This is a genomic window from Streptomyces rishiriensis, from assembly GCF_030815485.1.
Classification (GTDB): Bacteria; Actinomycetota; Actinomycetes; order Streptomycetales; family Streptomycetaceae; genus Streptomyces; species Streptomyces rishiriensis_A.
The window spans coordinates 1,165,540-1,188,126 of record NZ_JAUSWV010000002.1 but is presented as its reverse complement, the minus strand read 5'-3'; the positions used below and the strand labels follow the sequence as shown (position 1 = coordinate 1,188,126).

The window sequence follows — 22,587 nt, the reverse complement described above, 5'->3', positions numbered from 1 at the left end:
ACACGACGCCAGATGTCGGCCGCCGGCGCGTCCGAGGCCACATCCCGTCCGTCAGGCGCGCTCCGCCACCGCCGCGGGATCGTCCAGCACGGCCCGCACCACCGAGTGCGCGGCCCCGAGCAACGGGCCCTCGGGACCCAGCCGGGAGACGGACACGGCACGAGCGGGACCGGCCGTACGCCGGGAGAGCTCGCTCTCGAGCGACGGCAGTAGCCACGGCGCGAGCCCGGCCAGAGCGCCACCGAGCACGACGCCCTCCGGGTCCAGCAGGTTGAGTGCCCCGGTCAGGGCGATACCGAGGGCCGTTCCCGCCTCGCGCAGCGCCCGCCGCACGTCCGGGTCGCCGTCCGCGGCGCGTCCCGCGAGGAGTCCGACGCGGTCCTCGCCCGGTTCCAGTCCAGCCGCGCGCAGCACCGCCTCCTCGCCGGCGTACTGCTCCAGACATCCCCGCCCGCCGCACACGCATCCCGGTCCGTCGGGATGCACCGGCACATGGCCCAGCTCGCCCGCGAAGCCGCGGGTGCCGCGCAGCAGGCTGCCGTTCACGACCAGCGCGGCGCCGATGCCGATCTCGGCCGACACGTGCAGGAAGTCGCCCGGAGTGTCCGCGCCGAGCCAGAGTTCGGCCAGACCGCCGAAGTTGGCCTCGTTGTCCACGGTCAGGGGGAACTCCCCGGGCAGCAGCGCGCCGAGGTCGACGTCCTGCCAGTCGAGGTTCGGCGCGCGGACGACCGTACGGGCGTCGCGGGCGACCAGACCGGGGACGGCCACGGCGAGTCCGGCCGGCCACAGCCCCTCACGCTCGGCGTCGGCGACCACCCGGCGCACGAGCCCGGTCAGTTCCTCGACCACCGGCTCGGGGGAGCGGCCCCGGTTCGTGCCGTGCCGCACGGCGCGTGCCCGCACCTCGCCGCGCAGGTCGACGGCGCAGACCGCCAGATGGTCGACGCCGATCTCGGCACCTATGCCCGACGGGCCGCGCCCGCTCACCGCCAGCGCCGAACCGGGTCGGCCGACCCGGCCCGGCCGCTCGGGGCCCAGCTCCTCGAGCAGTCCGGTGCGTATGAGTTCGTCGACGAGGGTCGAGACCGCTGCCCTGGTCAGGCCGATGCGCGAGGCGACCGCCGCGCGCGAGAGGGGTCCCTCGGCGCTGACGGCGTGCATCACCCGGGCCAGGTTGCGGCGGCGCATGCCCTGCTGGGTGTCGGGCAGTGCGCGCCCCGGGCCGCTCGGCCGGGCCTCGTGCAGCGGTGCGGTCATGCCTCCGTCGATTCGTCGATACGTCGATGCTCAGTGGGCGTCCGTGCTCCGGTCCAGCAGCGGGGCCGCGTCGGAGAGTACCCCGGCGATCCTGGCGAGCGTCGCCTCGTCCCGCTCGACGGCGTCGAGCACCGGACCGCGGGTGGTGTTCCAGCGGCGGGCGACGGCTGCCGGGTCCTCGCCGGTCAGCAGGCCCGCCGCCTGTGCCGCGGCACCCAGCGCGACGAGTTCCTTGGCCTCGGGCACCTGGACCGGCCGTCCGGACAGCCGGCGCACGGTCTGCTGCCAGGCCGTGCCCCGGGCGCCGCCGCCGATCAGCAGCAGGGGAGCCGAGCGGTCCGCGTCCTCGTCGAGGACCAGGTCGAGCGCGCCGAGCAGGGAGTGCACGGCGCCGTCGTAGGCGGCCTGGAGCAGCTGGCCGGCCGTCGTGTCGTGGCGCAGGCCGTGCAGCAGGCCGGAGGCGTTGGGCAGGTTCGGGGTGCGCTCGCCGTCCAGGTAGGGCAGCAGGGTGAGGTCCGCGGCGGGCTCCACGGCCTCGCGGTCCAGGCCCAGCAGGGCGGCGACGCGGTCCACGGCGAGCGTGCAGTTCAGGGTGCAGGCCAGGGGCAGCCACTCGCCGTGCGCGTCGGCGAAACCCGCCACGGTGCCGGTGGGGTCGGCGGGACGACGCCGGGCCACCGCGTACACCGTGCCCGAGGTGCCGAGACTCAGCACCGGCGTCCCGGGGCGCAGGCCGAGGCCGAGCGCCGCCGCGGCGTTGTCACCGGTGCCCGGGGCGACCAGAGTGCCCTTGGCGAAGGGCAGGTCGTGACTGTCGCGTACGGTTCCCGCCACCTCCCCGGGACGCACCACGCGGGGCAGCAGCGCGGGGTCCAGTCCCACGTGGGCGAGGATCTCCGCGTCGTACGACTCGGTCGCGGACGCCCACCAGCCGGTGCCCGAGGCGTCACCGCGGTCGGTGGTGCCCTCGCCCGTGAGGCGCTCGGTGAGGTAGTCGTGGGGGAGGCGCACGGCCCTCGTGGCGCGGAGGGCCTCCGGCTCGTGCTCGGCCAGCCAGGCCCACTTCGTGACGGTGAAGGAGGCGGCCGGGACGGACCCGGTGCGCTCCGCCCAGAACTTCGCGCCGCCCAGTTCCTCGGTCAGCCGACGGGCCTGCGGCGCCGAGCGCACGTCGTTCCACAGCAGCGCCGGGCGGACCGGCTCGCCGCGCTCGTCCAGGGTGACCAGCCCGTGCTGCTGCCCGCCGACCGACACGGCGGAGGCCTCACGGGCCGCGTCGCCGCACTGGTGAAGGGCTTCGCGCAAGGCGTCCCACCACTGCCGGGGGTCGCTCTCACGGCCGGCTCCGGAGGACACCGTGTGCGGCGCCTGGCCGCTCGCGACGACCTGGCCGGTGGCCGCGTCGACGACCAGCGCCTTGGTGGACTGGGTGGACGTGTCCACGCCGACGACGAGCGGACCCTCGGCTGCTGACATCGGGTTCTCCCTCAATTTTTTCCGCGGCTCTACGGGATCTGTCTTCCCAGAGATGCGTCCGCATACTAATTTGTAAACTGCCATGACGAAATAGTCGGCGACACAGTCTTCAAGCAAGGAGCCGCCCCATGAGCTACCAGCCCACCCCCGATGACAGGTTCACCTTCGGCCTGTGGACCGTCGGCTGGCAGGGAAGGGACCCGTTCGGCGACGCCACGCGGCGTGCCCTCGACCCGGTCGAATCGGTGCAGCGCCTGGCCGAGCTGGGCGCCTACGGCGTGACCTTCCACGACGACGACCTGATCCCCTTCGGGTCCTCCGAGAGCGAGCGCGAGGAGCACATCAAGCGCTTCCGTCAGGCCCTGGACACCACCGGCATGACCGTGCCGATGGCTACCACCAACCTCTTCACGCACCCCGTCTTCAAGGACGGCGCGTTCACGGCGAACGACCGTGACGTGCGTCGCTACGCCCTGCGCAAGACGATCCGCAACGTCGACCTGGCCGTCGAGCTCGGCGCGAAGATTTACGTCGCCTGGGGCGGCCGTGAGGGCGCGGAGTCCGGCGCCGCCAAGGACGTACGGGTGGCCCTCGACCGCATGAAGGAGGCCTTCGACCTCCTCGGCGAGTACGTGACCTCCCAGGGCTACGACCTGAAGTTCGCCATCGAGCCCAAGCCGAACGAGCCGCGCGGCGACATCCTGCTCCCCACCGTCGGCCATGCCCTGGCCTTCATCGAGCGTCTGGAGCGCCCGGAGCTCTACGGCGTGAACCCCGAGGTCGGCCACGAGCAGATGGCAGGGCTGAACTTCCCGCACGGCATCGCCCAGGCGCTGTGGGCGGGCAAGCTCTTCCACATCGACCTCAACGGCCAGTCCGGCATCAAGTACGACCAGGACCTGCGCTTCGGCGCGGGCGATCTGCGCTCCGCGTTCTGGCTCGTCGACCTGCTGGAGAGCGCCGGCTACGCGGGCCCGAAGCACTTCGACTTCAAGCCGCCGCGCACCGAGGACCTCGACGGTGTGTGGGCCTCGGCCGCGGGCTGCATGCGCAACTACCTGATCCTCAAGGAGCGTGCTGCCGCGTTCCGCAACGACCCGGAGGTCCAGGAGGCCCTGCGCGCCTCCCGCCTGGACGAACTCGCCCAGGCCACGGCCGCCGACGGCCTGGAGAGCCTGCTGGCCGACCGCACCGCCTTCGAGGACTTCGACCCCGAGGCGGCCGCCGCCCGCGGCATGGCCTTCGAGCACCTCGACCAGCTCGCCATGGACCACCTCCTGGGCGCCCGGGGCTGAACCCGCACACACGCGTGTGTGCACGGGTGAGGGTGCACACACGCGTGCGGTCGAGCACTCGCATCACGCTCCCGGTCCGGCCTACCGCTCCGTGCGCGGGTCTGCGCTCTGAATCCGCGCTCCCGGTCCGCGCTCCCGGTCCGCGTCCCCGGTCCGCGCTCCCGGTTCGCGTCCTCGGCCCGGGTGCCCCGTCCGCGTCCTCGGCCCGTGTGCCCCGTCCCCGGTCGCGTCCTCGGTCCGCGCTCCCGGTCTCCGCACGGGTCTTCGCTCTCGCCTTCGAGCGGTCTGCGTGCCGGATGCGGCGGAATCGTGCGTTCCATGACATGAGCCGGTATCAACTTCCTTGCGGGGCTCGCGCTGAGAGCGGTTCACCGCGACGCTGGACGGTATGGCCATGCCGCCCGTACCGCCCCCGCCGCCCGGACCGCCGGACGACACGCCGCCTCCGGGCGGCTTCGGACCGCACCACTCCGGCTACGGACCCCACGACGGGACGGGCGGGGGCGGCTGGTCGCCCCCGCCGCCGTCGGATCCACCACGCGGTTCCGGACGGCGCAGGAGCCCCCTCTTCGTCGTCCTCGCGCTGCTCGTCACCGCCGGAGCAGTCGTCGCCGTGGTGCTGATGGCGTCGGGAGACGACGGCTCGCCGGACCACGAGCCGACCGCCGGCAACAGCACCGGCTCCACCCCCGCCCCGTCCATCAGCCTTCCGGTCGAGCTGCCCAGCGGATTGCCGAGCGAGCTGCCGTCGGGGTTCCCCACCGACCTTCCGAGCACCTTGCCGACGGAGCTGCCGAGCGATCTCGAGTCGCTGCTGCCGTCCCTGGAGGAACTGCTGCCCTAGCGCTCACGCGCGCGTGGCGGCCCCACACCGCCACGCGCGCGTGCCGGGGCGCCGACTCTCATACGCCTCGCGGCAGCCGCACATAGGTGACCGTCGTCTCGATACCGCTGTCGACGAGCCGGCCCTGCGCGTCGAATGCCCCGGCGCCGTCCGTCATCCCGAAGTCGTTGTCGTTGACGAGAGCCAGCGTGGAGTGGTCCACGAGCGCGACGCCCTCGATCTTCCCGGGCACCCCGGCGACCGTGCCGAGATCGACGGCAAGCCGCTTCGACAGCACCGGGACCCCCGAGGCGCCGGGATCGTCCAGCTGCTCCAGCGAGGGGGACGTCGCGTCGTCGTCCCAGCGGCCGCCGAGGATGTTCGCCGCCCGGCTCAGCCGAACCAGGTGCAGCCGCGCGGCCTTGTCGGTGCGCTCCTCCACGAGCAGCCGGTCACCGCCCACCGCGACCACCGAGGAGATCTTGAGCTCGGAGGTGTCGTCCTCGCTCGGATCGACCACGTCGACCGGGTCGAAGCGGTACGCGTACTCGGCGGTGACGGCCTTCTTCGTCGGCGAGAAGCGCAGCAGCCGCGTGGTCCGCGAGTTTTCTCCCGCATCCGTGTCCGGGATCGACAGCGGGCTCTGCACCGCCACGACGAGGTCGCCGCCCGGCAGCAGGGCCAGGCCCTCGAAGCCGCGGTTGACCTTACGGTGCAGCAGGACCGCCGGCAGCGCCTCCACCACCGGGTAGTCCGCGCCCGTGAGCCCGAGCCCCTGGGGCACGTAACGCGTCAGCACCTTCCCGCGCGCGGAGACGTGCACCAGGGAGGGTCCGTACTCGTCGACGAGCCAGAAACTCCCGTCCGCCGCCCGCACGATGCCCTCGGTGTCGAGCCCGTCCGGGTTGTACGACAGAGGCGTCTGCGCGTCGTAGGAGTACGGCGCCTCGTCGCGCCCCGCCTGGTTCGACAGGCCCGTCACGGGCTTCCCCGACTGCGTGGTGACGGGCATCGCCTGGAGCACCTTCACGGTGTCCCCGGACACCCGGATCCGCACGATCGCCGGGTCGAACCCGGGCACGGGGAACGTGCGGCGCTTGGTGCCGGCCACCTTGATCTGCCCGTTGGGCCCGCGGTCGGTGACCGTCCAGAACTCGCCCGTGCGGCCCGCCGGAAAGATGTCGCTGCCGATGCCGCCGAGGTCCACGCCCCGGTCATCGGCGACCGTGCCGGGCAGCAGCGCGTCGCTGAACGTCCCGAGCGGGATGTCGCCGAGCGTCGCGGTCCGCGTGACGTGCGCCTCCTGGAGCGACGTGCCCGCGGCGGCCGGACCTTCGGTGGCGAGCGCGGCCAGCACGGCGAGCGGTAGGCCCACCGCGACGCAACGGTGGACGCGGCGCCGACCGGGGGCGTGCGGGGACATTCGGCCTCCTGAGGAGAAGAGTGCGACAAGTTCGGTGACAGCGGCCACGGTCGGGGCACGCTCCGAACGCCGTACGACCTCCGGGTGAACCCGGGGCGTCGGCCGCCCGTCGGACCGGCGTGCTATCCGGCACCGTGTGGAGTCCGGACCCGGGACAGCGCTTCCTCGCCGTCGGGCCGGACCACGGACAGGGCTGCCGCCGGGTCGTGGGCCGCGTCCCCGGCCGGCATCCAACGGCCGCCCTCCCTGCGATACGGCCACCATCTGCCGTCCCGTCCCAACCGGAGTTGGCAGCCCGTCCCGACGACCGTCCACCGGTTTCCCCGCGCCCGCAGCACCGGCCGCTCGTCCTCCTCCCAGGCCGATTCCAGCGCGGCACGCGCGCGTGCGAGCGCCGCGCCCTCCACGGCCCACTCCTCCTCGAGCACGGACAGGGCGGCCACCCCGCCGTGTCGCCAGGCCCGGACGGCAGCCGCCAGTTCCGCACGGCCGCGTCCGGACCCGGCCGCGAGACGGCCCGCCACGGCCTCGCCGCCCGGATCGACCGCACCGGTTTCGTCGAGGACGCCCGCGGCCAGCCGTACGGCGTCCTGGCCCAGAGTCGGCGTGACCGTCGGCGGACGCCGCTGCGCTCCCTCGCGGAGTGCCTCGGCGAGCATCAGGTGCGCCGCGGCGGCCGTCCGGGCGGCCAGGATCTCCAGCGCCGCGGGTTCCACCCCGGCCGGGGGCGGGACGTCCGCGTCCGTCGCAAGCGGCACGCCGGGCTCCGGCGGGAGTTCGGGCACGGCGGGCAGCGGCGGCAGGCCGTCCCCTGCCGCGTACGCCTGGGCCGCGTCCACACCGTCGGTGCGCACCGGCTCCGCAGCGGACCGGGCGGCCGAGCCGCGCGCCTGGAGATCGTCCAGCAGATGCTGCTCGGCACGCCCCCGAAGCAGCAGGAGGACGAAGGGATCCTGGTCGAGCAGTCCCGCCACCTGGTAGCAGACCGCCGCCGTGTGACCGCAGTGGTCCCAGGCGCCGCAGTCGCACCGCGCCTCGAGGTCGCCCGGCCCCGGCAGCAGGTCGATGCCGGCCGACTCGGCGTCCTCGACCAGATGGTGCGGCATCTCCCGGTCGAGCAGCGCGGCGACGTGCCCCGCCCGCTCCACCGCGAGGTCCACGAGTCGGTCCCACTGGTCGCCCGAGAGCCTGTCGAGCAGTACATCGGCCCGGTGCCGCGTGTGATCGGGGTCCTGGACGACGGCCGTGATGCGCCCCGGCCGCACCGACACCGCGCCCACGGCGCCCGCGCGCGCGAGTCGACGGCCCGTCCGTATCTGCTCCCCGTCCAGCGCGCCGTCCTCGAGGGCGGCCAGCCACGCCCGCCCCCACCACGTCTGAGCGAACCCCCTCCCGCGCGCGGGAGGCAACGGGGCGAACGTCCTTTCCTCCACGCTGTCGTGCCGGTTCATCGCGCATCCCCTCGCAGCTCCACCAGATCGGCCAGCTCGGCGTCCGTCAGTTCCGTGAGCGCCGCTTCGCCGGCCCCGAGCACGGCGTCCGCGAGGTCCTGTTTGCGGCGCAGCATGTCGGCGATACGGTCCTCGATCGTGCCCTCGGCGATCAGCCGGTGCACCTGTACGGGTCTGGTCTGGCCGATGCGGTACGCCCGGTCCGTGGCCTGCGCCTCGACAGCCGGGTTCCACCAGCGGTCGTAGTGCACGACGTGCTCCGCGCGCGTGAGGTTGAGTCCCGTGCCCGCGGCCCTGAGCGACAACAAGAACACGGGGACCTCGCCGTCCTGGAAGCGCCGGACCAGGTCCTCGCGCTGGGCGACGGGCGTACCGCCGTGCAGGAACTGCGTGGGCACGCCCCGCGCCGCCAGATGCTGTTCGAGGAGCCGCGCGAGGCGCACGTACTGCGTGAAGACCAGCACACTCGCCCCCTCGGCGAGGAGGGTGTCCAGCAGTTCGTCGAGGAGTTCGAGTTTCCCGGAGCGTCCGGCGGTCCTGGGCCGTTCCTCCTTGAGGTACTGCGCAGGGTGGTTGCAGATCTGTTTGAGGCCGGTCAGGAGCTTCACGATCAGCCCTCGGCGCGCCATGTCGTCGGCTTCGGCGATCGCGGCGAGCGTCTCGCGCACCACGGCCTCGTACAGGCCGGTCTGCTCCGTGGTGAGGGCCACGGGCCGATCGGTCTCGGTCTTGGGCGGCAGCTCGGGGGCGATCCCGGGGTCCGACTTGCGGCGGCGCAGCAGGAACGGTCCCACGAGTCGGCCGAGCCGCTCCGCCGCGGCCGGGTCCCCGCCGCTCTCGACGGCCCGCGCGTACCGCGTGCGGAAGGCGCCGAGCCGGCCCAGCAGGCCGGGTGTCGTCCAGTCCAGGATCGCCCACAGCTCCGACAGGTTGTTCTCCACCGGGGTGCCCGTGAGTGCCACACGCGCGCGTGCGTCGATGGTGCGCAGTGCCCGCGCGGTCGCCGAGTACGGGTTCTTCACGTGCTGCGCCTCGTCCGCCACGACGAGGCCCCACGGCACCTTGCGGAGCCGCCCGGCGTCCAGCCGCAGCGTGCCGTAGGTGGTGAGGACGAACTCCCCGTCGGCCAGTGACTCCAGATCGCGTCGCGACCCGTGGAAGCGGCGCACCGGCGTGCCCGGCGCGAACTTCTCGATCTCCCGCTGCCAGTTGCCCATCAGGGAGGTCGGGCAGACCACGAGAGTGGGACCCGCCGTCGAGGCGTCCGTCTGCCGATGCAGGTGCAGGGCGATCAGGGTGACGGTCTTGCCGAGCCCCATGTCGTCCGCCAGACAGCAGCCAAGCCCCAGGGCCGTGGTCCGGGCCAGCCAGTCCAGGCCGCGCCGCTGGTAGTCGCGCAGCGTGGCGTCGAGGGCCGCGGGCTGCTCCACGGGCTTCTGCGTCCCCGGATGCGTGAGCCGCTCCCGCAGGGCCGCCAGCCAACCGGTGGGCCGCACGTCGACCCGTCGGCCGTCCACTTCCGTCGAGCCCGTCAGAGCCGCGCCCAGCGCGTCCACAGGCGTCATCCTGCGGTCCTGCTGGGAGCGGGCGCGGCGCAGTTCCCGCGGGTCGATCAGGACCCATTGGTCGCGCAGCCGCACCAGCGGCCGGTCGGCCTCGGCCAGCAGGTCCAGCTCCTCGCGGGTGAGTTGCTGGTCGCCCAGTGCGAACCACCAGGTGAACGTCAGGAGCGCGTCCGCCGACAGGAAGGACGGCGTGTCCGCGCCGAACCGGGCCGTTCCACCCGCCTCCCGCGGGGGGCCCACGACCGCGCGGGCGGTCACGGTGCGGGCCAAGCCCCTCGGCCAGTGCACCTCGATCCCCGCGCCCGCCAGTGCCTGCGAGCCCTCGCCCAACAGCTCGGACACCTCCTCGTCGAGGAGTTCCACGGCGTCCGGCACGGTGGCCGACAGCAGGGGTGTCAAGGGCGGCCAGACACGGGCCGCACGGCGCAGGGCGAGCAGAACGTCCATCCGCGCGCGGGGGCCGAACGCCCCGCGCGAGGCGCCCGAGTCGGCCCAGACGTCGGCGGCGTCCACGACGAGCGCCGGGTCACTCACCCTGTGCACCTGCGGCACGGCCCGGAACCCGGGCCTCGCCCGGCCGGCCCCGGGAACGGCGATCCCGGGGGCACCGGACCCGTGGGCATCCGCTGCGGGTTCACCGGACCGGGAGCCGTCCGTTCCTGGTCCCGTCATGGTGCCGTCCGCCCTGGGCATCTCGATCTCGGGCAGGTCGAGTCCCGATACCTCGATCCGCAGCGAGATCCGCACGCCGGCGTCGTGGCCCGCGGCGACGCCGGCCGCCCAGGTGCGCAGCCCCGGCAGGTACCGGGGCTGCGGGGCCGCGTAGGCCGGGCCTCCGGCCATGAGCGGGGCGGCGGGCGTGCGGGGCAGCGCGTCCGCCACCGCGTCCAGGAAGGCGCGCAGCAGTCGCTCGGGGTCGGGAAGGCGCAGAGGCAGGGCTTCGTCCACGGGCACGGCGTGTGCCTCGGGCGGCATCGAGGCGGCAAGGCGGCGTACCTGCTCGAGGTCCTCCGGAGCCGGCGGGCCGATCCGCCAGGCGTCGTGGTCCTCCGGCGACAGACCGGGCAGCAGCAGACCGCGCGCCACACACCGCAGGGCCAGGAGGGCTGCCGCACCCCAGAAGGTGGCGGCCCGGTGCCCGTCCGGCACGGCACGCGCGCGGGTGAGGAGGGGCAGGGCCTCCTCCACCGCGAGCAGGACGGCGGGTACACGCACGAGCGCCACACCGGCGCCGGCCGGCCGGACGACGGACAGATCCTCCACCCGTCGGCCCGCTACGGCGGGAAGAGCGCCGCCGTCGGGTCGCCAGAAGGCCACACCGCCGGTCCGGGCCGGAGTGCCGGGCACGAAGACGGCGCAGCAACGGGCCAGTTCGGAGATTTCGAGCGGTCTGTCCACGGGAACACTCTGCACAGCGATGAACTACTCCTCAAACTTGACTACCCGAGGTGGGGTCGCCGAGGGTACAGCACGCCGACGGGAAACGCGCACCGTGCCCGGATCCGGCCCGGTCGGCCGACCCGGGGCGGGGCGTCTCAGGGGTGTCTCGGGGCTGTACCTCAGGGACGTCTCGGGGTCATGTCCGGAACCGTGGGCGGCGTGAAGCCGTTTTCATGACAGAGAGCGGCAGGGGCCGCGAAGGAGGCGACGCACATGTCGAGAAAAGCGAAGATCGCCGCAGGGGGTGTGGCGGTCGGACTGCTGTTGCTGATCTGGCTGCCCTGGTGGGCCGCCCTGCTGATCGTGCTGGGGGTTCCGGCGGCGGCCTACCTCACCCTGGATCCCTCTCAGCGGCGCAGGCTGCGCCGTGTCACGCGCAAGGAGATCGGCCGCTGAGCGACGGGGACCGCGGTCCCCGCCACCAGCACTTCCAGGCCGTCGGGCCCATGACGTGGGCCCGACGGACGGCACAGGGACCCGCGAGGCCTCAGAGCGGCCGCACGGCCATCTTGTCGAGCGCCTCGAGGAGCCCGGGCAGCTCGGGTCCGCGGCCGACCGGCAGCACCTCGCCGGGCTCTTCGTCGAGCAGGACGAACGCGATGTCGTCGGTCCTGGCCACCAGCGACCAGCCGGGGCCGTCGGCGCGCAGAGTGCGGGCGTCACCCGGTGCGAACGACGAGCGGACGCGGCCGAGCGGCGGAGGGGCGTCCACGTAGGCGCGTACCTCGGCCAGGACGCGTCGGATGCCGTTGTGGCCCTTCGCCTCGTCCTTCTCGGCTGTGGCGACTCCGTCGGCGGGGCCGGCAGAGCCGGTCCCGCCCGTCTCGTCCTCCCGGGCGCCTCGGCCGGCGGCGCTGCCGACGCCCGCATCCGCAGCGGCGCCGCCCACGGGGCGGGCGAAGTCCGCGTCGTCGATCTGCTCGCGCCACAGGGCCCACTGGAGCGCGATCTCGTCGGCCCCCAGCCGTCGCTGGGCCGGACCCCAGGTGGTCGTGTCCGGAGGCGACAGCGCCGGGCCGTCCGCGATCTCGGCGGCGGGATCGTGCGGCGCGGGTACGCCGGGAGCCGCGACGGCGACCGCCAGCGGCCAGCCGGGCAGGGCGGCGACGACCGTCCGCTCGCCGGGCGACAGGTCGTACTCCATGCCGCAGTCCCATGACGCGATGGCGACGGCCACCAGCGACACGTCGTCGATGACCACGGTCCACCGCGCGCCCTCGCCGTCCTGGCCCAGCACCAGGCCGTACCCGTCGGCGAGCGGCGGGAGGCCGAGCGCCGCACAGGCCTCCGGGTAGTCGTCGCCCAGCGCGCTCGGGAACTTCGCCGGCGTCAGCAGCACCGCCGTGAGCACATAGAGCGCATCGTCCGCGGCGGCGACGGCGTCCTCGTCCGTCCCAGCCATCCCAGCCTCCCCATAGGTTTGTCCAACGGCGCGCACCCTAGTGCGGCGGGAAGGCGCTTGTCACGACTCCCCGACACAGCCGGAGCTGCGGCTTTCCGGTCGGACGGGGCGAATCGACCACCTCGGCCGCCGGCCGCGTCACGCCGACGGCAGTCCGAGGAGCGCACGAGCCACAGTACGGGGCGACTCGTCGCGCTCCCGGGCGAGGGCGATGACCGCGCGACAGGCCAGTTCGTTGACACCGAAGGACAGCGCCTCCGGCGACACCCACCCCGCCGCCTCGTCGATCCTGTCCTGATCGTCCTCCGCGCACGCCGAGACGTAGGCGGCGGCCGCCTCGAACAGGTTGTGGGCGCGCTTCCGACCGCCTCGCGCCTCCTTCCGGGAACGTCCCTCCTCACCCGGACGCGACCCTGCGCGCATCGCGTCGCGGAATCTCCCGTACGTCGTGCCGATCCTGCCGAACATACCGACCACCTTCCCCCTGCGAGCCTGCCCCGACCGATCGTCCATCTCCTGCTGTTCAACCTAGAGTTGGAGATCCGGCGGCAGAAGGGGGACGGTGCGGTGAAGCGCTACGAACGGCTCAGTCAGATCCGGCGGATGGACCTGTACGAGGACGCGTTCGAGATCTACCGGCTCACCGCGGCGTACGAGTTTCCCTGGGACGTCACCCGCGCTCTGGAACTGGCCCTGTACCGCACCTACGCGGTGCCGAGCATCGGGCGTCTGCTCGCCGAGACGGCGGAACTCACGGACCGCGCCCAGAAGCGCTACGACGACACCTCGCTCCTGCTCGACGCCGTCGTCGAGCACGGCTTCGACAGCGAGCAGGGCCGGACGGCCGTCCGGCGCATCAACCGCATGCACCGCTCCTACGACATCAGCAACGACGACATGCGGTACGTGCTCTGCACCTTCGTCGTCATGCCGAAGCGATGGATCGACGCCTACGGATGGCGCAGGCTGTCGCGCCACGAGATCGTCGCCTGCACCGTGCACTACCGCACCCTGGGGCAGCGCATGGGCATCAAGGACATCCCGGAGACCTACGAGGAGTTCGAGGCCTGTCTCGACGCCTACGAAGAGGCTCATTTCGGCTGGGACGAGGGGGCGCGGCGGGTCTCGGACGCCACGCTCGCCCTGATGGCCTCCTGGTACCCGAGGCCGCTGGCACCCGTGCTGCGCAACGCCACCCTCGCGCTGCTCGACGAACACCTCCTGAAGGCGTTCCGCTACGCCCCTCCACGCCCCGCGACCCGGGCGCTGGTGCGGGCGGCGGTCCGCGCGCGCGGGCGCCTGGTGCGGCTGCTGCCGCCCCGGCGCGCACCCCACCACGCGCGACAGAACCGGGAGGTCAGGGGCTACCCGAACGGCTTCCGACCGGAGGAGCTGGGGACCTGGCCGGTGCCCGGAGTCGGCGGCTGTCCCGTCCGGCACACCGGCACGTCGGCCGCCGAGTGAGCCGGCGCGGGTCCGACCCGATCATGCGCGGGACCGGGTCGGCCTCGATGCGGTCGGGCACTTCTGCCTCCAGGTGAGCCGGCCGGTGAACTCGACGGAGCGGGCGCCCCGGAGGCGGCGGGCGTGCGTGTGGTGAAGGTCCCGGGCGCCGGCCACGACGTCGTGTTCGACGATCCCGACGCCTTCGTGCGGGCGGTCGCCGGGGAGCGGTGACCCCTCAGGTCTCGCGGACCGCGAGGGCCAGGAAGCGGGCGTCCTCGTCGGCGTACGACGTCATCCGCCAGCCCGAACCGGCCAGCAGCGGGCCCAGGTTGCGTTCCGCACGCAGGTCCTCCGGTGTCACCTGCCGTCCCTGACGCGCCGCCAGCGCCGCCCTGCCGATCGGGTGGAACAGGGCCAGCGTGCCGCCGGGGCGCACCACTCGTGCCAGTTCCCCGAGGTTCTCCTCCGGCCGGGGCAGGTGGGCGACGAGGCCCGCCGCGAACACGGCGTCCAGCGACGCGGAGCGAAAGGGGAGCGCGGTCACGTCGGCGAGCACCAGCCGTCCGGCGCGGTCGCGTCCGGCCCGTACGGCGGCCGCCAGCATGGCCGGGGTCAGATCCACCCCGACGACCACTCCCGACGGGCCCACGGCCGCACGCAGCGGCGTCAGGGCCCTGCCGGTGCCGCAGCCCGCGTCCAGCACACGGTCTCCGGCGCGCAGACCGAGGTCGCCGACCGCGGCGGCGTAGGCGGGACCGTCGTCCGGGAAGCGGCTGTCCCAGTCCGCGGCCCGGGCGCCGAAGAACTCCTGAACGTGTGTGTGGTCGTCGCTCATGCTCCGCATGATCCCTCACCGACACGGATGACGCCTCGGTGCACATGTTCGAGCGTGACCCGATCGTTCCGGCGCACCACTGCGCCACATTCCAACACCTTTCGAAATGCGCCCCCTTTGTGCTTCCGTGCCCCGACTAGCCTCCCGTGGCCATGGGACACCTGGACCACGCCGCCTTCGGCTGGCTGACCCCCGCGCTGTCGTACGCGATGGCCTGCGTCGGCGCCGCCCTCGGCCTGCGCTGCACCATGCGTGCGCTCGGAGCCACCGGACGCTCGCGCCGCAACTGGCTGATCACCGCCGCCTCGGCGATCGGCACCGGAATCTGGACCATGCACTTCGTGGCCATGCTCGGCTTCGCCGTCAGCGGCACCGACATCCGCTACGACGTTCCGCTCACCGTGCTCAGCCTTCTCGTGGCCATGGTCGTCGTCTGCGCCGGCGTCTTCGCCGTCGGCTACAGCCGTGACCGCACGCGCGCGTTGCTGATCGGCGGCCTCACCACGGGGCTGGGGGTGGCCAGCATGCACTACCTGGGCATGGCCGCCGTCCGGCTGCACGCCGACGTGGTCTACGACCCCGTGCGCGTCGCCCTGTCCGTCGTGATCGCCGTCGTCGCGGCGACCGCGGCCCTGTGGGCGGCGCTCAACATCAGGTCGCCGATCGCGGTCACCCTCGCCTCCCTCGTCATGGGCGCGGCCGTGAGCAGCATGCACTACACCGCGATGTTCGCGGTGAGCGTCCGCGTCACACCCTCCGGCGAGGCGCTGCCGGGGGCCACGGCGATGCAGTTCATCTTCCCCCTCGCCGTCGGCCTCGGCTCCTATCTCTTCCTGACCTCGGCCTTCGTCGCGCTGTCGCCCACGACCGGGGAGCGCGAGGCGTCCGCCTCGGCCCAGCAACCGGTGGACAGCCTCACCGTCCGACAGCAGGCCCGGCCCGTCTGACACGACCGGCCCGCCACGAACCCCTTACGAGCGAGGAGGCCATGCGTACACCCCGTAGGACCCCCACGGCAGGCGCCGACGCGCCGCCCCCCACGCGTGGGCGCCGCGCCCACGCAGGACCCCCGGCCGACGAGAGCCCGGACGAGCGGATCGACGAGAGCGACACACCCGCGGACGCGATACCCCCGCGCGCGGAGCGCTGGCGCATCAGACCGCGCACCGTACGCGCCAAGATCGTCTGCCTGCTGATGGTGCCGGTCGTCTCCCTGCTCGCCCTGTGGGCGTACGCCACCGTCAGCACCGCCCAGGAGGTGTCCGGGCTGCGCCAGTTGCAGCGCGTGGACTCCCAGGTCCGTGCCCCCGTGGCCGCCGCCGTGGCCGCTCTCCAGACCGAACGGGCGGCCGCCGTACGCTACGCGACCGAACCCGCCCCCGGGCAGGGCGGCGACCTGAGGACGCTCGCCGAAAGCACGGACCGCGCGGTGGGCCGGCTGCGGCTCGGCGACGACAGCACCGTCGCCGACGGCCAGGAACTCCCCGCCGGAGTGGCCCAGCGGCTCGAGGCGTTCGTCTCCGGGGCCGAAGGGCTCCCCTCGCTGCGGACGGCGGTCCTCGACGGCAGCGCCGGCTGGCAGGAGACGTACGGCCGGTACACGAGCACGATCTCGGCGGCCTTCTCGGTCGGCGGCGCCCTCTCCGGCGTCCAGGATGCCGAACTCGGCTCGGACGCGCGCGTGCTGCTCGAGTTCTCCCGCGCGGGAGAGGCACTGGCGCAGGAGGGAGTCGTGCTCACCGGTGCGCGCCTCGCCGGACGCCTCGACGGAGAGCGCCTGCGGCTCTTCGCCGGCGCAGTGGACACCCGCCGCACCCTGACGCAGTCGGCCGTCGCGGACCTGCGCGGGCCCGAACGCACCGCCTGGCAGCGTCTCGCCGCCGGCAGTGCCTACGCGGCCCTGTACACCGCCGAGGACAAGGTCCTCGCCGACGGGCCGGGCGCGAAGGCGACCGCCGCCGCCCCCGCCGGCATCTGGGACAAGGCCCACGCGCGCGTGCAGAACGGGATGCGGACGATCGAGGCGGACGCCGGACGCGGTGTCGCCGACCGCGCCGACCCGTTCACCCGCGGTCTGCTCACCTCGGCCGGCGCCGCTGTCCTGCTGGGCCTCGCGGCCGTCGTCGCCTCGCTCGTCATCTCCGTGCGCATCGGCCGCGGACTCGTCGTCGAGCTGGTCAGCCTGCGCAACAGCGCCCTGGAGATCGCTCGGCGCAAACTGCCGGAGGCCATGCGGAAACTACGCGCCGGGGAGGAGATCGACGTTCGCGCCGAGGCGCCGCCGGGACCTCCCTCCGAGGACGAGACCGGCCAGGTCGCCCAGGCCCTGGGTACGGTGCACCGTGCGGCCCTGCGGGCCGCGGTGGAGCGCGCCGAACTCGCCAGCGGCATCTCCGGGGTGTTCGTCAACCTCGCCCGCCGCAGTCAGGTACTCGTCCACCGCCAACTGAGCCTTCTGGACAGCATGGAGCGCCGCTCCGACGATCCGAACGAGCTGAGCGACCTCTTCCGGCTCGACCATCTCACCACCCGCATGCGGCGCCACGCGGAGAGCCTGATCATTCTCTCGGGGGCGGCGCCCGGCCGGGCCTGGCGCATGCCGGTGTCCCTCACCAACGTGGTCCGTGCCGCCGTCTCCGAGGTCGAGGACTACGCGCGCGTGGAGGTACGGCAGCTCCCGGAGGCAGCCGTGATCGGCACCGCCGTCGCCGACCTCACCCACCTGCTCGCCGAACTCATCGAGAACGCCGCCCAGTTCTCGCCCCCGCACACGCGCGTGCGGGTCACCGGCGAACCGGTGGGCAACGGCTACGCCGTCGAGGTCGAGGACCGGGGCCTGGGCATGGGCAAGGAGACCTTCACCGAGGCCAACCGGCGCATCGCCCGGTCAGAGGCGCTCGACCTGTTCGACAGCGACCAGCTCGGCCTGTTCGTGGTCAGCAGGCTCGCAGCCCGTCACGGCATCAAGGTCCACCTGCGGACCTCGCCGTACGGCGGCACCACGGCGGTCGTCCTGCTGCCGACGGCGCTGCTGCACAGCGGCAAGCCGGAACGTTCCACCCGAGCGGAGCCGCAGGCCGCGCAGCAGCCCGCGGAACGTGTGTACGCGCGCGTGTCCGCCGCGGACCGGCACACCGCCGACCGGCGTCAGGAGGCCGTCCCCGCCTCCGCCGACCGCCCCGCGCTGGTGGCGCCCGTACGAGCCGCACCCGAACGGGCCGTCGCCGAACCGGCGGCCGCCGAACCCCCGCCTCCCGGAGTCACCGCCTTGCGCCTGCACCGCCCCGAGGACGACGCCGAAGGAGCCGAAGGATCGGACGACCTCCCGCGCCGGGTGCGGCAGGCCAACCTCGCCCCCCAACTGCGCAGACGACTCGCCGAGGAACCGGCCCAGCCGCACGGCCCGCGCGGCGACGAGGAGCGCACCCCCGAGCTCGTACGGAACCGGATGTCCGCCTACCGGGAGGGCTGGGCGCGCGGCGGCGGCAGACAGCCCGGCCACGGAGACGCCCCGGAACCCGAACCGGGCAGCGACAGCAGCGAAGGAGACTCCAGATGATCAAGGATCCGAGCACGAGGCCCGGCCGGCAGTCCGGTGAACTCGACTGGCTGCTGGACGATTTGGTGATGCGCGTGAGCGAGGTACGGCACGCCGTGGTGCTGTCCAACGACGGGCTCGCCGTCGGGGCCTCGACCGATCTCAGGAGGGAGGACGCCGAGCACCTCGCCGCCGTCGCCTCCGGCTTCCACAGCCTCGCCAAGGGCGCGGGCCGCCACTTCGGCGCCGGTGGAGTACGCCAGACCATGGTGGAGATGGACGACGGCTTCCTGTTCGTGGCCGCCGCGGGAGACGGCTCCTGCCTGGCCGTCCTCACCGCCGTGACCGCCGACATCGGCCTTGTCGCGTACGAGATGGCGCGGCTGGTCAAGCGGGTCGGAGAGCACCTCTACACGGCGCCACGGCTCGGCTCGCGCCCGCCCGCCGCCGGATGAGGCCAGAGAGCGACCCACGCAGATGACCGAGGACATGACCGGCGCCCCGCGCGAGCTGGGCAGCCAGTGGTACGACAACGAGGCAGGCCCGCTCGTCCGCCCGTACGCCATGACGGGCGGGCGCACGAAACCGGGACCCACCGGAGTGCGCTTCGACCTGATCGCCCTGGTCACCCTGGATCCGGGCGCGCCGAGCACGGACGGCATGGCGCTCGGACCCGAACACCGCTCCCTCATCGGGCTCTGCCGGACGGAGACCCAGTCCGTCGCCGAGCTCTCGGCGGGCGCGGACCTTCCCGTGGGCGTGGTCCGGGTGCTCCTCGGAGACCTGCTGGAACTCGGTTGCGTCACCGTCAGCCGCCCGGTCCCGCCCGCCCAGCTGCCCGACGAACGGATCCTGCGCGAGGTGATCGAGGGGCTGCGAGCGCTGTAGACGAACCACGGACCGACCCGGACGCGTACGGACCCACCGCACACCGGCTCGTGCACGCCTCAGGACACCGAACACATCAGAGTCGGTCACATCGGGCAGATAGCGGTCGAACACCTCGGAAAGGGACCGCGGTTGTCATGATGCTGACGTGTCACTCCGGCGCCGAAGCCCCGCGCGACCGCCGCGCCGGGCCCGGCACCCCTGCAAAACGACCTCGACCGTTGACGACACTCCCGAGAGAAGTGATCCATGGTCTCCGAACACTCCGACACCACGGGCGGCGACACGGCCCCCCTGGCGTTGAAGATACTGGTCGCCGGCGGGTTCGGCGTGGGCAAGACCACCATGGTGGGCGCGGTCAGCGAGATCAAGCCGCTGCGCACCGAGGAACTGCTCAGCGAGGCTGGACAGTCGGTCGACGACACCGACGGCGTGGACCAGAAGGTCACGACGACGGTCGCCATGGACTTCGGCCGGATCACCATCCGTTCCGGCCTCTCCCTCTATCTGTTCGGCACCCCCGGCCAGGACCGCTTCTGGTTCCTGTGGGACGAACTGTCACAAGGGGCGCTGGGCGCGGTGGTCCTCGCCGACACCCGGCGTCTGGAGGACTGCTTCCCGGCGGTCGACTACTTCGAGCACCGGCACATCCCGTTCGTGGTGGCCGTCAACTGCTTCGTGGGCTCGCGGACATACGGCGCCCAGGACGTCTCGCGCGCTCTCGACCTCGACGGCGGCACCCCGGTCGTCCTGTGCGACGCCCGTGACCGCGCCTCGGGCAAGGAGGTGCTGATCCGGCTGGTCGAGTACGCCGGGCGGATGCACACCGCCCGGCTGCTCGACTCCGTGAGCTGACCTCGCCCACGTCGGCCCGGTCAGTCCGCGACGCGCTTCTGCGCCAGGACCTTGTCGACGGCGACGCGCACGAGCAGTTCGCCCGGAACCCCGTTGCGGGCACCGAACTCCTCGGCGCGCTCGTCACCCATGTAGCGCGCGGCGATACGAGTCGCCCAGTGCCGGAGCTCGTCGGGGTCCTCCGAGATGCGGGCCCGGCCACGCAGCACCACGTAGTCGAAGGGCGGCCGGTCGTCGTCCACGCAGAGGGCGACCCGGCCGTCCCGCGCCAGATTGCGCCCCTTCACCGTGTCCTTGCCGGTGTTGAACACCACTTCGTCCCCGTCGAGCAGGAACCAGATCGGCGCCACATGCGGACTTCCGTCGGCCCGTACCGTGGACAGTTTTCCGGTGCGGGTCCCGTACGCGACGAAGGCCCGCCATTCCTCATCGGTCATCTTCTGTGCCATGCCGCCATCCTCCTTGCTCCCGCGGCCGCTCCTGGGGAAGGCTGGCGGGCAGATTCTCCGACGAGGCGGAGGGTCGCACGGGGAATGTCACACGGGGAATGTCACAGGGGGAGCGGGACATGGCGCAGAACCAGGGGCTGGGCTGGTTGTTGGACGACCTGACCGAGCGCGTCGACCACGTACGGCACGCGCTCGTCCTGTCCAACGACGGGCTGGTGGCGGGGGCGAGCGCGGGACTGCTGCGGGAGGACGCGGAGCACCTCGCCGCCGTCTCGTCCGGACTGCACAGCCTGGCCAAGGGCTCGGGACGGCATTTCGGCGCGGGCCGGGTACGCCAGACGATGATCGAGTTCGACGACGCGGTGCTGTTCGTCACCGCCGCGGGCACCGGCAGCTGTCTGTGCGTACTCAGCGAGGCGGAGGCCGACATGGGCCAGATCGCCTACGAGATGACCCTGCTCGTCAACCGGGTCGGAGAGCACCTCACCGTGGACGCACGGCAGCCCGACCGCGCACCACTCGACGAGCTCTGACCTGCCCTTTCTTCCTCCTCTGTGGAGTTATCCACAGGCTCGCCCCGCTGTCGGCGGTTCCGGCTACGGTTTTTTCCGAGGCCACCGCGGACCGTGCGGGCCTGCTTCACTCCACTTCGCTCCACGGGGGAGACGACCATGTCCGGCAACACCGTCACACGACCACACTCCACTTCCTGCACGCCGAGCCGGGCAGCGCGGGAACTGGACCTGAAGCGAAGCGAGTTCGACCTCGCCGTGCACCTCGGGCGCGTCAGGACCGTGCCCGACGAGGGCGAAGGGGGTCGCCGGGTGGCCCGGGCGGAGATCCAACGTCTGCGGTCGGAGCCCCGCTTCCCCGAAGCGCTGCGGGCGAGCGTGCGGGCCGTGGGCACCGGTGAAGGCGCAGCCCTCATGGGCGTGCCCCCGGCCCGGTTCACCCGCCTCGCGCGACTGGGACTGGTGGTGCCCGTCAGGTTCTACCTGAACCGCTACCGGGTCGTCGTCTGGCTCTATCTCGCCGACGAGATCGAGCAGTTCGCCACCGACGGGACCAACGCCTTCCTGCTGGCGGGCCGCACCCCCGAGGTGCTTCGCAGCCAGCTGGCCGCGGGTGTCGACCTGCGGCCCCGGAACTGGCGGGGACGCCACCTGGGCTTCTTGCACCGGCAGGCCGAAAACCCCTGGCAACGCGCCGGAGCACTGGCCGGGTTCCTCGACCCGCTCCAGGTCGCGGAGATCGTCAAGGACCCCTACGAACGCTCCCACCTGAACAGGTTCCGGCCGGGACCGCCGGCCCACAGCACACCCGGCACGCCGGCCGCGCACCTCGTCGAGAAGATCATGACGGCCGACGATCCCGACGAGATCGACTGGCTGAGCTACGACCTGGAACGAACCCTGGACGAGGCCCGAGCCGAGCAGCCCGCGCCGCGGCCCTCCCCCAAACCGGCCCCGACGCCCCTGGCCGGACCACCGCAGCCGCCCGGCCGACCCGACCGGCCGAACCGCGGTCTGCTGCCCTGGCTGCGCCGCCGAAGCGGGTGACCGACCGGATCTACAGTGCCCGGAACAAACCCTCCTGCACCACGGACACCAGCAGGCGCCCCTCCAGGTCGTAGATCCGTCCGCGGGCCAGCCCGCGCCCGCCGGTGGCGATCGGCGACTCCTGGTCGTACAGGAACCACTCGTCGGCGCGGAACGGCCGGTGGAACCACATCGCGTGGTCCAGCGACGCCATGTCGAAGTTGCGCGGACCCCACAGGGGCTCGACCGGGAGGCGGACGGCGTCCAGAAGGGTCATGTCGCTGGCGTAGGTGAGCGCGCAGGTGTGGACGAGCGGATCGTCGCCCAGCGGCCCGACCGCGCGCATCCACACCGCGCTGCGCGGCTCCGCCTCCTTGACCTCCTCGGCGCTCCAGCGCAACGGGTCCGCGTACCGGATGTCGAAGGGCTGGCGGCGCGCCATCCGCTCCAACTGCTCGGGCAACGCGCCCAGATGCTTCCGGATCTCCTCGACGACCGTCGGCAGGGACTCCGGGTCCGGGACCTCGCGAGCCGGCGGCAACTGGTGCTCGAAGGGACCTTCCTCAGGCTTGTGAAAGGAGGCGGTGAGATTGAAGATCGTGCGCCCCTGCTGCACGGCGGTGACCCGGCGGGTCGTGAAGGACCGCCCGTCCCGCACCCGCTCGACCTGGTACACGATGGGCACACCCGGACGGCCCGGCCGCAGGAAGTACGCGTGCAGCGAGTGCACGGGCCGGTCCCCATCGGTGGTCCGGCCGGCCGCGACCAGTGCCTGGCCCGCAACCTGGCCACCGAAGACCCGCTGCAGGGACTCCTGCGGACTGCGGCCGCGGAAGATGTTGACCTCGATCTGCTCGAGGTCGAGCAGGTCGACGAGCCTCTCGGCGGGATTCGTCATCGGTG

The 22,587-nt window shown here is 73.0% G+C and carries 21 protein-coding genes; 11 read left to right on the top strand and 10 right to left on the bottom strand.

What is annotated here, in order from left to right:
* Positions 1 to 51 precede the first annotated feature (51 nt).
* Both QF030_RS07670 and xylB read right to left on the bottom strand, forming a co-directional pair.
* A complete protein-coding gene (locus tag QF030_RS07670) occupies positions 52 to 1,260 on the bottom strand; it encodes an ROK family transcriptional regulator (RefSeq protein ID WP_307161901.1) in 1,209 nt (402 codons plus the stop codon).
* A gap of 30 nt (positions 1,261 to 1,290) precedes the next feature.
* On the bottom strand, positions 1,291 to 2,736 hold the full coding sequence (gene xylB / locus QF030_RS07665; RefSeq protein ID WP_307161900.1) for a xylulokinase: 1,446 nt from the start codon (positions 2,734 to 2,736) through the stop codon (positions 1,291 to 1,293).
* Between the two features lie 128 nt (positions 2,737 to 2,864).
* Here xylB and xylA point away from each other — a divergent pair, with 128 nt between their 5' ends.
* Both xylA and QF030_RS07655 read left to right on the top strand, forming a co-directional pair.
* The gene (gene xylA / locus QF030_RS07660) at positions 2,865 to 4,031 is read left to right on the top strand and encodes a xylose isomerase (protein ID WP_307161899.1); all 1,167 of its coding nucleotides are present in this window, start codon (positions 2,865 to 2,867) and stop codon (positions 4,029 to 4,031) included.
* Positions 4,032 to 4,419: 388 nt separating this feature from the next.
* Positions 4,420 to 4,875: a hypothetical protein gene (locus QF030_RS07655; RefSeq protein ID WP_307161898.1), complete on the top strand. Its 456-nt coding sequence runs from the start codon at positions 4,420 to 4,422 to the stop codon at positions 4,873 to 4,875.
* Positions 4,876 to 4,933: 58 nt separating this feature from the next.
* On the opposite strand, the gene QF030_RS07650 is transcribed toward QF030_RS07655, so the two are convergent.
* The 3 genes from QF030_RS07650 to QF030_RS07640 all read right to left on the bottom strand — a co-directional run bounded on the left by QF030_RS07650 (position 4,934) and on the right by QF030_RS07640 (position 10,706).
* On the bottom strand, positions 4,934 to 6,277 hold the full coding sequence (locus QF030_RS07650) for an esterase-like activity of phytase family protein (RefSeq protein ID WP_307161897.1): 1,344 nt from the start codon (positions 6,275 to 6,277) through the stop codon (positions 4,934 to 4,936).
* A gap of 122 nt (positions 6,278 to 6,399) precedes the next feature.
* Positions 6,400 to 7,728 carry an SWIM zinc finger family protein gene (locus QF030_RS07645; RefSeq protein ID WP_307161896.1) on the bottom strand — a complete coding sequence of 443 codons (1,329 nt, stop codon included), beginning with the start codon at positions 7,726 to 7,728 and terminating at the stop codon, positions 6,400 to 6,402.
* Positions 7,725 to 10,706, bottom strand: coding sequence for a DEAD/DEAH box helicase (locus QF030_RS07640; RefSeq protein ID WP_307161895.1), 2,982 nt, complete (start codon positions 10,704 to 10,706; stop codon positions 7,725 to 7,727). Before QF030_RS07640 ends, QF030_RS07645 begins: the two co-directional genes overlap by 4 nt.
* 240 nt (positions 10,707 to 10,946) lie before the next feature.
* On the opposite strand from QF030_RS07640, the gene QF030_RS07635 reads away from it, so the two are divergent.
* On the top strand, positions 10,947 to 11,129 hold the full coding sequence (locus QF030_RS07635; RefSeq protein ID WP_307161894.1) for a hypothetical protein: 183 nt from the start codon (positions 10,947 to 10,949) through the stop codon (positions 11,127 to 11,129).
* A gap of 91 nt (positions 11,130 to 11,220) precedes the next feature.
* Here QF030_RS07635 and QF030_RS07630 read toward each other — a convergent pair whose 3' ends face one another.
* Positions 11,221 to 12,135: a hypothetical protein gene (locus QF030_RS07630; protein WP_307161893.1), complete on the bottom strand. Its 915-nt coding sequence runs from the start codon at positions 12,133 to 12,135 to the stop codon at positions 11,221 to 11,223.
* Positions 12,136 to 12,273: 138 nt separating this feature from the next.
* On the bottom strand, positions 12,274 to 12,603 hold the full coding sequence (locus tag QF030_RS07625) for a hypothetical protein (protein ID WP_307161892.1): 330 nt from the start codon (positions 12,601 to 12,603) through the stop codon (positions 12,274 to 12,276).
* 99 nt (positions 12,604 to 12,702) lie between these two features.
* On the opposite strand from QF030_RS07625, the gene QF030_RS07620 reads away from it, so the two are divergent.
* A complete protein-coding gene (locus QF030_RS07620) occupies positions 12,703 to 13,599 on the top strand; it encodes an oxygenase MpaB family protein (protein WP_307161891.1) in 897 nt (298 codons plus the stop codon).
* A gap of 217 nt (positions 13,600 to 13,816) precedes the next feature.
* Here QF030_RS07620 and QF030_RS07615 read toward each other — a convergent pair whose 3' ends face one another.
* Positions 13,817 to 14,416 carry a class I SAM-dependent methyltransferase gene (locus tag QF030_RS07615; protein WP_307161890.1) on the bottom strand — a complete coding sequence of 200 codons (600 nt, stop codon included), beginning with the start codon at positions 14,414 to 14,416 and terminating at the stop codon, positions 13,817 to 13,819.
* Between the two features lie 152 nt (positions 14,417 to 14,568).
* Here QF030_RS07615 and QF030_RS07610 point away from each other — a divergent pair, with 152 nt between their 5' ends.
* From QF030_RS07610 to QF030_RS07590, 5 genes are all read left to right on the top strand, one after another.
* Entirely contained in the window at positions 14,569 to 15,363 is a 795-nt protein-coding gene (locus QF030_RS07610) for an MHYT domain-containing protein (RefSeq protein WP_307161889.1), read from the top strand.
* A 41-nt stretch (positions 15,364 to 15,404) separates the two neighbouring features.
* Entirely contained in the window at positions 15,405 to 17,975 is a 2,571-nt protein-coding gene (locus QF030_RS07605; RefSeq protein ID WP_307161888.1) for a sensor histidine kinase, read from the top strand.
* Positions 17,972 to 18,409 carry a roadblock/LC7 domain-containing protein gene (locus QF030_RS07600; protein ID WP_307161887.1) on the top strand — a complete coding sequence of 146 codons (438 nt, stop codon included), beginning with the start codon at positions 17,972 to 17,974 and terminating at the stop codon, positions 18,407 to 18,409. The genes QF030_RS07605 and QF030_RS07600 overlap by 4 nt, the downstream gene beginning before the upstream one ends.
* Positions 18,410 to 18,431: 22 nt before the next feature.
* Positions 18,432 to 18,842, top strand: coding sequence for a DUF742 domain-containing protein (locus QF030_RS07595; protein WP_307161886.1), 411 nt, complete (start codon positions 18,432 to 18,434; stop codon positions 18,840 to 18,842).
* A 249-nt stretch (positions 18,843 to 19,091) separates the two neighbouring features.
* Positions 19,092 to 19,697 carry a GTP-binding protein gene (locus QF030_RS07590; protein WP_307161885.1) on the top strand — a complete coding sequence of 202 codons (606 nt, stop codon included), beginning with the start codon at positions 19,092 to 19,094 and terminating at the stop codon, positions 19,695 to 19,697.
* A gap of 20 nt (positions 19,698 to 19,717) precedes the next feature.
* Here QF030_RS07590 and QF030_RS07585 read toward each other — a convergent pair whose 3' ends face one another.
* Positions 19,718 to 20,146, bottom strand: a complete 429-nt coding sequence (locus QF030_RS07585) for a PPOX class F420-dependent oxidoreductase (protein WP_307161884.1) — start codon at positions 20,144 to 20,146, stop codon at positions 19,718 to 19,720.
* 119 nt (positions 20,147 to 20,265) lie between these two features.
* Here QF030_RS07585 and QF030_RS07580 point away from each other — a divergent pair, with 119 nt between their 5' ends.
* Both QF030_RS07580 and QF030_RS07575 read left to right on the top strand, forming a co-directional pair.
* Complete coding sequence (locus QF030_RS07580; protein ID WP_307161883.1) at positions 20,266 to 20,679, top strand: roadblock/LC7 domain-containing protein; 414 nt, start codon at positions 20,266 to 20,268, stop codon at positions 20,677 to 20,679.
* A gap of 138 nt (positions 20,680 to 20,817) precedes the next feature.
* Positions 20,818 to 21,705, top strand: a complete 888-nt coding sequence (locus QF030_RS07575; RefSeq protein ID WP_307161882.1) for a DUF6397 family protein — start codon at positions 20,818 to 20,820, stop codon at positions 21,703 to 21,705.
* Positions 21,706 to 21,715: 10 nt separating this feature from the next.
* On the opposite strand, the gene QF030_RS07570 is transcribed toward QF030_RS07575, so the two are convergent.
* Positions 21,716 to 22,582 (bottom strand): acyl-CoA thioesterase, encoded by an 867-nt coding sequence (locus QF030_RS07570; RefSeq protein WP_307161881.1) that lies wholly within the window; start codon positions 22,580 to 22,582, stop codon positions 21,716 to 21,718.
* Between the last annotated feature and the right edge of the window lie 5 nt (positions 22,583 to 22,587).